Genomic DNA, 12,250 nt, shown 5'->3' with positions numbered 1-12,250 from the left:
GTCTGTTGCAGGTCGCACATCATCTGAATCGTGTTCTTATTATCGGAGTCTGACATGGAATTTCTAATGGACCCCTCAATCTGGGCAGGGTTACTTACGTTGGTGGTACTGGAAATTGTTCTGGGTATCGATAACCTGGTGTTCATTGCGATACTAGCCGATAAACTGCCGCCTAAACAAAGAGATAAAGCTCGAATTATCGGCCTGTCTCTGGCACTGATCATGCGTTTAGGCTTGCTGTCGGTCATTTCCTGGATGGTCACACTGACGACGCCGCTCTTTAGCCTCGGCAGTTTCAGTTTCTCCGGGCGTGATCTGATTTTGCTGGTGGGGGGGCTATTTTTGCTATTCAAAGCCACCACAGAGCTACATGAACGGCTGGAGGGTAACCAGCACGATGACAGTACGAATCGCGGCTATGCCAGTTTCTGGGCTGTCGTTGCGCAGATAGTCGTACTTGATGCCGTCTTCTCCCTCGATGCGGTGATTACTGCGGTGGGGATGGTCAATGACTTAGCCATCATGATGACTGCGGTTGTGATTGCCATGGGCGTGATGCTATTGGCATCCAAATCACTGACTAACTTTGTGAATGCGCATCCGACCGTTGTCGTGCTGTGCCTGAGCTTCTTGCTAATGATTGGCTTGAGCCTGATTGCCGAAGGTTTTGGTTTCCACATTCCAAAAGGCTATCTGTACGCTGCAATCGGATTCTCTATTCTGATTGAGCTGTTTAACCAAATCGCACGGCGCAACTTTATTAAGCATGAATCTCGTTTGCCAAGACGTCAGCGTACGGCAGAGGCGATTATTCGTCTTATGGGGGGGCGTGCACAGCAGGAACCACAAAATGGTGACCCGCAGTTGGCATTACCGACAGAGGCTTTTGCTGAAGAAGAACGCTATATGATCAGTGGTGTGCTGACGTTAGCATCACGTTCACTGCGCAGTGTAATGACGCCACGTACTGAAATTTCGTGGGTAGACTGCCATCGTTCACAAGAAGAGATCCGCGAACAGTTATTGGATACACCACACAGTTTGTTCCCGGTATGCCGTGACTCACTGGATCAAATCATCGGTGTGGTTCGTGCCAAAGATCTGTTGGTGGCAATTGAACGTGGTGAGTCTATTTGTGAGTTCGCCGCGGCGACACCGCCAATAGTGGTGCCAGATACCATGGACGTAATTAATCTACTGGATGTATTGCGAAAAGCAAAAGGCCGCTTAGTGGTGGTTAATGACGAATTCGGTGTGGTACAGGGGCTGGTGACACCGTTGGACGTACTAGAAGCGATCGCCGGTGAATTCCCTGACGAAGATGAAACACCGGACATTATTGTTGATGGTGATGGTTGGTTGGTGAAAGGGGGGGCAGATTTGCACTCGCTGGAACAAGCGCTGGATTGTCAGGAGTTGGTAAGCCCAACGGCTGACTATGCTTCACTTGCTGGGATGCTGCTGTCTCATTCAGGTCATATGCCGACGGTAGGCGATGTGATTGAATTGCATAACTTGCGCTTCGAGATTATGGAAGTGTCAGACTACCGCATTGAGCTGGTACGTATCACCAAACTGCATAATGAGCTGGAAGAGTAAACCGCTAACAGCGTCAAATGAAAAGGGGAGCTTCGGCTCCCCTTTTTTGATGGCGAATTTTGCCACTAAAAGAAATTAATTACATTGCACTTTAATAGCCAAACCGCCGCGAGAAGTCTCGCGATATTTGGCATTCATATCTTTACCTGTCTCAAACATCGTTTCGATAACTTTGTCCAGCGAAACCCGCGGCTCGCTGGTGCGGCGCATCGCCATACGTGCAGAGTTAATCGCTTTAACCGAGGCAATGGCATTGCGTTCAATACAAGGAACTTGCACCTGACCCGCTACTGGGTCGCACGTCAGTCCCAAATTGTGCTCCATGCCAATTTCAGCAGCGATACATACCTGCACCGGACTTGCACCCAGTAACTCGGCCAAACCCGCCGCCGCCATAGAACAAGCCACACCGACTTCCCCCTGACAACCCACTTCTGCACCGGAAATTGACGCATTCATCTTATACAAAATGCCAATCGCCCCTGATGACAGGAAGTAACGAATAAAGATTTCCGGGGTCACTGGTTCAATAAAATGATCATAATAGGCTAATACCGCAGGGACGATACCGCAGGCTCCGTTCGTAGGTGCGGTTACCACACGCCCCCCGGCTGCATTTTCTTCGTTGACCGCCAGCGCGAACATATTGACCCAATCAATAACATTCATTGGATCGCTGGACAGTTTATCCGAAGAGACCAATAGACGTCGCAATGCGGAAGCACGGCGGGGAACCCGCAGCGGTCCAGGTAACACGCCTTCGGTATTCAGGCCGCGATCAATACAAGCACGCATAGTCTGCCAAATCGCAGTGAAGTAGGATTCAATCTCTTCTTTGCTGTGCATTGCCAGCTCATTCTGCATCACCATACCGGAGATAGACATACCGGTTTGCTCGCAGTTTGCCAGAATTTCTGCCGCAGAATTAAATGGATAGGGGACGCTAACGGCATTGACTGCCGCTTTACCAAAATGCTCTTCATCGACAATAAAACCACCGCCGATTGAGTAATAGGTTTTGCTCAGGACTTTCTCATCCCCAGCAAAGGCGTGGATTTGCATGCCATTCTCATGCAGCGGCAGATTATCACTGCGAAAGACCATCCCGCCCTCACGAGGGAAATCAACTTCATGCAAGCCATTGGCTAGCATCAGTTTCTGGCGTAACTCTACATCACGAATAAAAGCAGGAATGCTGTCGATATCAACGGTGTCTGGCATGTTGCCAGCCAGACCCATAATAATGGCGATATCAGTGTGGTGACCTTTCCCGGTCAGTGACAGTGAGCCGTAAACATCGACGGCGACACGCGTGACCGATGGCATCAACCCTTGAGTCACCAGCAAATCGGCAAACTCTTTACCGGCTTTCATTGGACCCACAGTGTGTGAGCTGGACGGGCCAATACCAATCTTGAACATGTCAAAAACGCTAATCACGCTAAAACTCCTTAACAAAGCTTTTTGTTATTCCCAGTACACATGTTTATGGCTGAGAATATTTGTATTAAGTATAAGAGCTCTGTGGAAAGCAGCAGGTTACTTCGGTTAAGTATTGCTACCACAGGCCCTGTTAATTTGGGTCCTACTGGTGTTAGCCGCACCTAATTGATGCCGCAACAGTGATATATCGCTACCAATTTATTGTTATCACTATCAGGCTTTAACCTTACATTTTTAGTGGTTTATAGTGATGAAAGATATTTTACAGATATTTCATAACGCTGACAGGCCAGTTTACAGTTTTTTTAAAATGGTTGTGCAGAGAAAGTAGAGTAAAAATCGATATGATGGGGTGATAGGGATCGCTTTATGCTGCAATTCAGACTTTTTAGCGCAGAGGCTGTGAAGTTTGTCACTCATTACCCATACTAAGTATCTGGCTTTAATGTCAAATACTGACCTGCTGTGCCAAGCGACGAATAATCGCGGCAGTCAAACCCCAGATGAATTGGCTTTCATACCATGAAAGGTAGATCCGATGATTGATTCCTCCTCTATGGATATCCAGCGAATAGTAGCGAGATAAACTTAGGGCCTCATGCAAGGGAATCTCAAACAGCCCGGCGACTTCATCTTCATTGCCATGAAAGGCAATATTATCAGGAACTAAACCGACGATAGGTGTGACCTGATAGCCACTGGAGCTATCCAGTGGTGCCAATTGACCCAACACATGTACAGCCGCAGAGGGAATGGCAACTTCCTCTTGTGCTTCACGCAGCGCAGTGGCAATTAACGAGCTATCTTGTGGGTCTGCTTTACCACCGGGGAAAGCGACTTGCCCCGCATGCTTGCGCAAGTGGTCTGAACGTTTTGTCAGCAATAAGGTGGGTTCAGGTCGGCAAATAATCGGAATTAATACTGCCGCATGGCGGCTATGGGCGGAAAAGATACCCGGTTGCGGCTGTTGCAGTTGGAATCGACTAATAAACTCAGCCAGTGGTTTACCAACAATTGATTTATTTATAAGTAATTTATTCATAGCAGATTGATTCACAAACAAGTCACTCACGGAATAGCTCACTCATTAATTATATATTTTCCAGTTGAGGTAATATGCGAGCGATTTTATCAAATGTTTCCTGATATTCAGCCTGTTCCTGACTATCAGCCACAATGCCCCCGCCAGCAGAGCAATATATTTTGCCGTTTTCTGTTAGCAGGGTGCGGATAGTAATATTGGTATCCATTGTGCCGCAGCAACTAATATAGCCAATGTTACCGCAATAGGCATTACGACGCTGCGGTTCTAATTGTTCGATGATCTCCATCGCGCGGATTTTAGGCGCTCCGGTTATCGACCCGCCCGGGAAACAGGCCCGAAGCAAATCTGTTGCTGTCGATGCGGCGGGCAGTGTCGCGGTAATAGTGCTGACCAAGTGATGCACCGCCGGGAAAGGCTCGACCACGAATAGCTCTGGAACACGCACCGTGCCGGGTTGGGCGACGCGGCCAATATCATTGCGCAAGAGGTCAACTATCATCAGATTTTCCGCGCGATCTTTTGTCGAATTTGCTAATCGCTCCGCTTGTAAACGGTCCTGCTCAGGGTCATTCAAGCGTGGCAGCGTACCTTTAATCGGGCGGGTCTGAATCTGACGGTTCTCCAGCCATAAAAAGCGCTCTGGCGAGACACTCAATATAGCGTTGTGTGGCAGGCGAAGAAAAGCCGAAAAAGGGGCTCTATTACTGCGACTTAATGATAGGAAAGCTTGCCATTCATCACCCCGATATTTTGCACTGAATCTTTGAGCCAAATTGATTTGATAGCAGTCGCCACTGTGCAGGTATTCTTGAATTTGACGGAATCTATCACCATATTGCTCGCGCGACATGTTGGCTTGCCACTGACTGGTCAATTTGAAAGGCGTGGAGGCGATAGGAGCTTTCTGCTGCTGTAACCACTGAAGGCGCTGTTCAGCATCACCGTGGCAGACCAAAGTCAGTTTCTGCAAATGATGGTCGGCAATTATTGCCCAGTCATACAAGCCGACAGCCATATCGGGCAACGCGATATCTTGCTCTGCCAATTGAGGTAATTTCTCGACCCGGCGCCCGAGGTCGTAACCAAATAGCCCCAATGCCCCCCCCAAAAAAGGCAAGTCAGGGTGAGGAGGTATTGAGGGAGAGAATTTATCCAGTTGTTGCTGTAGTAAAGAAAATGGATCGTCAAGAGAGAATTCCGACCCTTGCGCACTAACAATTTCTGTTTGCTGGCCGCGAGTCGTCAGGGTTACCCGTGGGTCGGCAACCAAAATATCAAAACGATTATGGGTGTGTTCAGCAAATCCAGAATGCAATAGCATGGCCCAAGCTTGATGGGCGAGCGGCGCAAATTGCTGGAGTAGGGCATCAGGCTGATAGGGTAAGATTTTGCAGGTCAGGGATTTCACACTCATGAGTCACTATTCTTTTCTTTCGGGTCGCGGTTAGACGGTGGCGAAATTGCATGTTCGCAACACGCGGTGCGGAAGATTAACATAAATTATCACAATATTTGGTGTCAGTTTACTTGGGGCAGGCAATTCACCTGAACTAAGAATAAACAGGTATACTTAATCAATTATATGTAGGAGATAAATCAATGTTAGCGGGTATGCCTTCACTTTCTCATGAGGAACAGCAAGAAGCTGTCGAACGTATTCACCAATTCATGTCGGAAGGGATGAGCAGTGGTGAGGCGATTGCCTTGGTGGCCGCCGAAATCCGTGAACGGCATCAGAACGATCCACAAGCCATGCCTATCTTTGAAGACACTGACTTTGATGACCATGGTGAGTCAGATTATCGCCGTGATGATGAACCGGATGCTGACGAAATAGAAGACCACTACGAGGGGTAGCCCCTTGCAGGATGCCTTTAAACCCGCCGTACTGGCGGGTTTATTTATGGAGTTAATAATTATTTCCCACTCACAATGACAGCGGCTGCACTCTGCTTCGCCACTTCAATCGCGGTATCAATGTCATCAGCTACCGCCAATGCCACACCTAAACGCCGCTTACCCGCAATCTCTGGTTTACCAAATAGGCGAATTTGCGTATCACCTACCAAGGCAGTTTCCAGCCCATGGTAAGCAATATTCTGGCTGGTTAGTTCAGGTAAAATGACGGCTGATGCCGCCGCGCCATACTGGCGGATAGTGCCGATCGGCAGACCGAGAAATGCGCGGACATGCAAAGCAAATTCAGACATGTTTTGCGAAATTAATGTCACCATTCCGGTATCATGTGGTCGCGGTGAAACTTCGCTGAAAATCACCTCATCGCCACACACAAACAGTTCTACGCCAAATAGTCCGTAACCGCCCAGTGCCTTCACCACGCGTGAAGCGATATCTTTTGCTTGCGCCAGCGCGGTTTCGCTCATCATCTGTGGTTGCCAGGATTCACGATAATCGCCATCTTCTTGGCGGTGGCCAATTGGCGCACAGAAATGAATACCATCAACGGCACTGATGGTCAGCAGGGTAATTTCGAAATCAAAGCGGACCAAACCTTCAACAATGACTCTGCCTCCACCGGCCCGGCCACCTTGTTGCGCATAATCCCACGCAGATTGAAGTTGCTCCTCACGGCGGATCAGACTCTGGCCTTTGCCTGAAGAACTCATGACTGGCTTAACAATGCACGGGTAGCCAATGTCATTAACTGCTTGGCGGAATGCACTTTCAGTATCGGCAAATTGGTAACTTGAGGTGGGTAATTGCAGCGTTTCTGCCGCCAGGCGGCGAATACCTTCGCGGTTCATGGTCAGGCGAGTGGCTTGCGCACAAGGCACGACGTGCTGCCCCAAACTCTCTAATTCAACCAGCATATCGGTGGCGATAGCTTCAATTTCGGGCACGATATAGTGTGGTTTTTCCTGTTCGACCAACTGTTTTAGCGCTGTACCATCCAACATATTAATCACATGGCTGCGATGGGCGACATGCATCGCGGGCGCATCGGCATAGCGATCAACGGCAATTACTTCCAGCCCCAATCTCTGGCATTCAATCGCCACTTCTTTACCCAGCTCACCAGAGCCTAGCAACATGACACGGGTGGCGTTTGGACGCAGAGCGGTTCCAATAGTCAGCATAGTTAGATACCTACATCAGTGGGAAAATTTTACCGGCGTAGTATAGGGTAAAACCGCGACGAAAACGATTGCGTATTCAGTGTGTCACAGTATAGTTCCGGCAATGGCTCCATCTCTGGTATTATCGCGCCAAAATCTTGCGCTTGCCTTCAGGCCATCGCTGCCATTCCATCCAGTTATAAGAGTTACTGCCGTGAGCACAACTTCCTTTTCTTCCTTGACGCTGCCAACTGAGCAGTTGTCCAATCTTAATGAACTTGGCTATACCGAGATGACACCGGTACAAGCCGCAGCACTACCGGCAATCCTCAGTGGGCAGGATGTTCGGGCAAAAGCCAAAACCGGCAGTGGTAAAACTGCGGCATTCGGCATTGGTTTACTCGACAAAATTGCGGTGGGTGAGTTCGTGACTCAGGCGCTAGTTTTGTGTCCTACCCGCGAATTAGCCGACCAAGTCAGCAAAGAATTACGCCGTTTAGCTCGTTTTACCCAGAATATTAAAATCCTGACGTTGTGTGGTGGCCAGCCTATGGGTCATCAACTCGATTCTCTGGTTCATGCTCCGCATATTGTGGTAGGAACACCGGGGCGTATTCAGGAACATTTACGAAAGAAAACACTGGTACTTGATGAGCTTAAGATTTTGGTCTTGGATGAAGCCGACCGCATGCTGGATATGGGCTTTACCGATGCCATTGACGATGTCATTGCCTACACCCCGCCACAGCGCCAAACTTTATTGTTCTCTGCCACTTATCCGGCCGGTATTGAACAAATCAGCGCACGGGTTCAGCGCCAGCCATTGAATGTTGAAGTTGATGATGGCGATGAAGCACCAGCCATTGAGCAGGTCTTTTTCGAAACCACCCGCGAAAAACGCTTACCACTGTTGATTTCAGTCCTTAGTCACTACCAACCCGAGTCTTGCGTGGTGTTTTGTAACACGAAGAAAGATTGCCAAAGTGTGTATGAGGCTTTGGAATCACGTGGTATCAGTGTGTTGGCCTTGCATGGCGATTTAGAGCAACGTGACCGTGATCAAGTATTGGTGCGCTTCTCTAATCGTAGTTGCCGGGTTTTAGTCGCTACGGATGTTGCGGCCCGCGGCTTGGACATTAAAGATTTGGCTCTGGTGGTTAACTTCGAGTTGGCATTTGATCCCGAAGTTCACGTACATCGCATTGGTCGTACCGGGCGAGCAGGAATGAGCGGTCTGGCAGTGAGCCTGTGCACACCACAAGAAATGGCTCGAGCCCATGCGATTGAAGATTATCTGCAAATCAAACTGAAATGGACGCCAGCGGAGCAGGTGAGTCGCAGTGCCAATACTTTGCTTGAACCTGAAATGGTCACGCTGTGCATCGATGGCGGGCGTAAAGCTAAAATTCGCCCAGGAGATATTCTCGGGGCATTAACCGGAGATGCCGGTCTGACTGCGGCGGATGTCGGTAAAATCGACATGTTCCCTGTTCATGCTTATGTGGCCATTCGTAAAGCATGCGCCAAACGCGCATTGGCGCAGTTACAGCAAGGTAAAATCAAAGGCAAAAACTGCAAAGCCCGGTTATTAAAATAATCACAGTGGGGCGATGGTGGTTGCATCGCTCCAAATAATTACATTATACTGTGTTTATATACAGTCATCTGTAAGAAAAAAGGACCCGTATCAATGGCCGTTGAAATAAAATTCGTCGTGGTAAGACAGGGTGAGGAAAAAATGACTTTCACAACCAAAAAAGAAGCCGATGCCTACGATAAAATGCTGGATTTGGCTGATAATTTGTCTGAATGGTTGTCGCAGGCTCCTTTAACGCTCGAAGAAGAGCAACGTGAAGCATTAGGTTTCTTCCTTGCAGAAAACAAAGACGCATTGGGGCAAATTTTACGCGGTGCCAATCCGGTCGTGTCTACAGACGGGCAAGCGAAAATCAAAGCTGAAAAGAATGCCGCTGATAAAAAATCCAAACCTGAAGAAAATCAAGCTGCTTAATCTGCCAACTTTCAGCAGAAAGTGGAAAAGGGATCTAAAATGAATCGTGAAATCACCTTCTTTCGCCGGTTTGAGGCGGATATTCTGGCTGATCGTAAAACGATCACTATCCGGGATAGCAGTGAGTCCGATTTCCGCCCAGGTGAAATCCTGCGTGTATGTCGTAATGAAGATGGCGTATTTTTCTGTCATATCGTGGTCAAGTCCGTCACGCCAATCACATTGGATGCACTGTCTGAACGCCATGCTGAACAAGAAAATATGTCGTTGGATGAACTGAAAAAAGTGATTAAGGATATCTATCCCGGTTTGGAACAGTTTTACGTGATTGAATTTACACGGTGTTAATTCAGTAATATTAACTCTGTAACCTACCTTTCAGTCATCGTTCCTGCCATAGGATGGAGATAATAATATGTGGAGGAATGATGAGAAAGACAGGACTCGCTTTGATATTGGCCACGGCATTGGCAGGGATTACCCACAGTGTACAAGCCCAAGAGCCACGGGTAGCAAAAGTACCTGCTTGTCCGGGTTTAAACCAATCTCAGGTCGCAACACAGGTTAAACGGGACTTTTTGCAAAACCGGATAACGCGTTGGGAAGCCGATAAAAAGCAATTGGGCACTGATAGCCCGGTGGTTTGGATTAGTGCAGTCGACATTACAGGTAAAGATGATGTCTGGCAGGTTCCATTGACCGCCCGTGGCAATAAAGGCGATAAAACGTATCAAGTGGTGCTCGATTGCAAGGCCGGCTCTATTACCTACAATGGGCCTCAATAACTGTTATTAAATAAAATGACGCTTTGCAACAGGCGCGGGTGGTAATTTTCCTGCGCCTGTTGATATCCCCTTCATTAAAAATGCTTTCACACCTTTTAAATATCTTATTTATCATTTATTTGATTTAATTTAACTAATTTATCGGCATAGGCGAATGCTTGGCATTAGCAAGTAATCATGTCACTCTCGCGATAACGAACACAGATGGACAACTCAACGAAAATGACCAAACCCCCAAAGGCAGAAAAACGTCCTTATCCAATGACAATACACGGTGACACCCGTACAGATAACTATTATTGGCTACGTGATGATGAGCGTACCGATGCTGATGTTCTGAGCTATTTACAAGCGGAAAACGATTTTACTGAGACGGTTTTACAACCACAGCAGCCATTACGTGAAACCTTGTATCAGGAGATGGTTTCTCGTATTCCGCCACAGGAAGAGTCCGTTCCCTATATTCGCAATGGCTACCGTTACCAAACTCGTTTCGAGCCGGGTAATGAATACGCTATCTATGTACGCCAACCCGTTTGGGCTGACAGCAGTTGGGAAACATTGCTAGACGGAAACCAGCGTGCCGCAGACAGTGAGTTTTACACTTTGGGTGGCTTGGATGTTAGCCCGGATAATCAATTACTGGCTGTTGCTGAGGATTTCTTATCACGACGCCAATATGACATTCGAGTCAAGCAGCTACAAAGTGATACTTGGCACGAAGAGGTGATCAGCAATACGTCAGGCAGTTTTGAGTGGGCGAATGACTCAAAAACGCTGTACTACGTGCGTAAACATGAAAAAACATTATTGCCCTACCAGGTTTATCGCCATGTGGTGGGAACGGATCCTAAGTCGGATCAATTGGTTTATCAGGAAGCTGATGACACATTCTATGTTGGTTTAGAAAAAACCACCTCTGAGCGCTTTATCGTTATTCATCTGAGCAGCACCACCACATCTGAAATCTTATTGCTGGATGCTGATCAGCCTGAAGCGCTACCTCAAATGTTCGCGCCTCGGCGTAAAGATCATGAATACGGTTTAGACCACTATAAGCAGCATTTTTACATCCGCTCAAATAAAGATGGCAAGAATTTTGGGTTATACAAAATGGCCGAAGAGGGGCCGGTACAATCTGATTTTGCTGATGAATCACGGTGGGAATCCCTTATTGCACCAAGAACGGATGTTATGTTGGAGGGGTTTAGCTTATTCCGCGACTGGTTGGTGGTGGAAGAACGTAGCGAAGGGCTAACGCATTTGCGACAAATTCATTGGGTCACGAATGAAGAGAAGTCCATTACTTTTGATGATCCAACTTATGTGACTTGGCTGGCGTATAACCCGGAACCCGAAACGGAATTGCTACGCTATGGCTATTCATCCATGACCACACCAAGCTCAATGTATGAGCTGAATATGGACACGGGTGCCCGTCAGTTACTTAAGCAGCAAGAAGTGAAGAATTTCACACCGGAAAAATATCGCAGTGAGCGAATTTGGGTCACCGCATCGGATGGTGTAAAAGTCCCAGTCTCTTTAGTTTATCACCGCGATCACTTTATTTCTGGGCGTAATCCGCTGTTGGTCTACGGCTATGGTTCATATGGTAGCAGTATGGATCCCGCATTCAGTGGCAGTCGTTTGAGCCTATTGGATCGTGGTTTTGTCTTTGCACTGGCCCACATTCGAGGGGGCGGTGAACTGGGGCAACAATGGTATGAAGATGGAAAACTGCTCAATAAGTTGAATACATTTAATGATTTTATTGATGTGACTAAAACCTTGGTCGCGAAAGGTTATGGTGATGCTAAGCGTGTCTTCGCGATGGGGGGGAGCGCGGGGGGCCTATTGATGGGGGCGATTATTAATCAGGCCCCAGAATTATATAAAGGTATTGTCGCGCAGGTGCCATTTGTTGATGTGGTCACGACTATGCTGGATGAATCTATCCCTTTGACGACGGGGGAATATGATGAATGGGGCAACCCGAATGATCAGGCTTATTATGATTACATTAAGCAATATAGCCCATACGATCAGGTTAAGGCCCAAGACTATCCGCACATGCTGGTCACCACAGGTTTGCATGATTCCCAAGTTCAATATTGGGAGCCTGCCAAATGGGTTGCCAAGCTCCGTGAAATGAAGACTGATGACCATTTGTTGTTGCTTCACACCGATATGGATTCAGGGCATGGTGGTAAATCTGGGCGCTTTAAAGCCTATGAAGATATCGCTTTGGAATATGCATTCATTCTTTCCTTGGCATAATTGCATACAGGAT

11 protein-coding genes are annotated in these 12,250 nt (G+C 47.7%); 7 read left to right on the top strand and 4 right to left on the bottom strand.

Annotated features, from left to right (window positions below):
- Positions 1-54: 54 nt before the first annotated feature.
- Positions 55-1,599, top strand: a complete 1,545-nt coding sequence (locus HUZ92_RS19520) for a TerC family protein (protein WP_145579919.1) — start codon at positions 55-57, stop codon at positions 1,597-1,599.
- Positions 1,600-1,674: 75 nt separating this feature from the next.
- Here the strand turns inward: HUZ92_RS19520 and HUZ92_RS19515 are convergent, their stop codons facing one another.
- From HUZ92_RS19515 to pabB, 3 genes are all read right to left on the bottom strand, one after another.
- Complete coding sequence (locus tag HUZ92_RS19515) at positions 1,675-3,039, bottom strand: L-serine ammonia-lyase (RefSeq protein ID WP_050097380.1); 1,365 nt, start codon at positions 3,037-3,039, stop codon at positions 1,675-1,677.
- A 451-nt stretch (positions 3,040-3,490) separates the two neighbouring features.
- Entirely contained in the window at positions 3,491-4,084 is a 594-nt protein-coding gene (locus tag HUZ92_RS19510) for a CoA pyrophosphatase (protein ID WP_050097751.1), read from the bottom strand.
- Positions 4,085-4,133: 49 nt separating this feature from the next.
- Positions 4,134-5,501 (bottom strand): aminodeoxychorismate synthase component 1, encoded by a 1,368-nt coding sequence (gene pabB, locus HUZ92_RS19505; RefSeq protein WP_145579920.1) that lies wholly within the window; start codon positions 5,499-5,501, stop codon positions 4,134-4,136.
- A gap of 185 nt (positions 5,502-5,686) precedes the next feature.
- Here pabB and HUZ92_RS19500 point away from each other — a divergent pair, with 185 nt between their 5' ends.
- Entirely contained in the window at positions 5,687-5,944 is a 258-nt protein-coding gene (locus tag HUZ92_RS19500; protein ID WP_050097382.1) for a YoaH family protein, read from the top strand.
- Positions 5,945-6,003: 59 nt separating this feature from the next.
- Here HUZ92_RS19500 and purT read toward each other — a convergent pair whose 3' ends face one another.
- The gene (purT, locus tag HUZ92_RS19495; protein ID WP_050295365.1) at positions 6,004-7,185 is read right to left on the bottom strand and encodes a formate-dependent phosphoribosylglycinamide formyltransferase; all 1,182 of its coding nucleotides are present in this window, start codon (positions 7,183-7,185) and stop codon (positions 6,004-6,006) included.
- 193 nt (positions 7,186-7,378) lie between these two features.
- On the opposite strand from purT, the gene dbpA reads away from it, so the two are divergent.
- From dbpA to HUZ92_RS19470, 5 genes are all read left to right on the top strand, one after another.
- On the top strand, positions 7,379-8,761 hold the full coding sequence (dbpA, locus tag HUZ92_RS19490; RefSeq protein ID WP_050097384.1) for an ATP-dependent RNA helicase DbpA: 1,383 nt from the start codon (positions 7,379-7,381) through the stop codon (positions 8,759-8,761).
- A 93-nt stretch (positions 8,762-8,854) separates the two neighbouring features.
- Positions 8,855-9,175 (top strand): YebG family protein, encoded by a 321-nt coding sequence (locus HUZ92_RS19485; RefSeq protein ID WP_050097385.1) that lies wholly within the window; start codon positions 8,855-8,857, stop codon positions 9,173-9,175.
- 39 nt (positions 9,176-9,214) lie between these two features.
- Positions 9,215-9,523 (top strand): N(4)-acetylcytidine aminohydrolase, encoded by a 309-nt coding sequence (gene yqfB, locus HUZ92_RS19480; RefSeq protein ID WP_050097386.1) that lies wholly within the window; start codon positions 9,215-9,217, stop codon positions 9,521-9,523.
- 80 nt (positions 9,524-9,603) lie between these two features.
- Positions 9,604-9,960: a protein YebF gene (gene yebF / locus HUZ92_RS19475; RefSeq protein ID WP_050097387.1), complete on the top strand. Its 357-nt coding sequence runs from the start codon at positions 9,604-9,606 to the stop codon at positions 9,958-9,960.
- Between the two features lie 222 nt (positions 9,961-10,182).
- Entirely contained in the window at positions 10,183-12,237 is a 2,055-nt protein-coding gene (locus HUZ92_RS19470) for a S9 family peptidase (RefSeq protein ID WP_050139636.1), read from the top strand.
- Positions 12,238-12,250 lie beyond the last annotated feature (13 nt).

The sequence above is a fragment of the Yersinia vastinensis genome (genome assembly GCF_902726565.1).
GTDB classification, from domain to species: Bacteria; Pseudomonadota; Gammaproteobacteria; order Enterobacterales; family Enterobacteriaceae; genus Yersinia; species Yersinia vastinensis.
This window is presented reverse-complemented; position numbering and strand designations above follow the sequence as displayed.

Excerpts from the sequence above, each read along its gene's own strand:
- HUZ92_RS19520 (WP_145579919.1), top strand. The coding sequence starts at position 55 with ATGGAATTTCTAATGGACCCCTCAATCTGGGCAGGGTTACTTACGTTG.
- HUZ92_RS19510 (WP_050097751.1), bottom strand. The coding sequence starts at position 4,084 with ATGAATAAATTACTTATAAATAAATCAATTGTTGGTAAACCACTGGCT.
- HUZ92_RS19500 (WP_050097382.1), top strand. The coding sequence starts at position 5,687 with ATGTTAGCGGGTATGCCTTCACTTTCTCATGAGGAACAGCAAGAAGCT.
- yqfB (WP_050097386.1), top strand. The coding sequence starts at position 9,215 with ATGAATCGTGAAATCACCTTCTTTCGCCGGTTTGAGGCGGATATTCTG.
- purT (WP_050295365.1), bottom strand. The coding sequence starts at position 7,185 with ATGCTGACTATTGGAACCGCTCTGCGTCCAAACGCCACCCGTGTCATG.
- HUZ92_RS19485 (WP_050097385.1), top strand. The coding sequence starts at position 8,855 with ATGGCCGTTGAAATAAAATTCGTCGTGGTAAGACAGGGTGAGGAAAAA.
- yebF (WP_050097387.1), top strand. The coding sequence starts at position 9,604 with ATGAGAAAGACAGGACTCGCTTTGATATTGGCCACGGCATTGGCAGGG.
- HUZ92_RS19470 (WP_050139636.1), top strand. The coding sequence starts at position 10,183 with ATGACCAAACCCCCAAAGGCAGAAAAACGTCCTTATCCAATGACAATA.
- pabB (WP_145579920.1), bottom strand. The coding sequence starts at position 5,501 with ATGAGTGTGAAATCCCTGACCTGCAAAATCTTACCCTATCAGCCTGAT.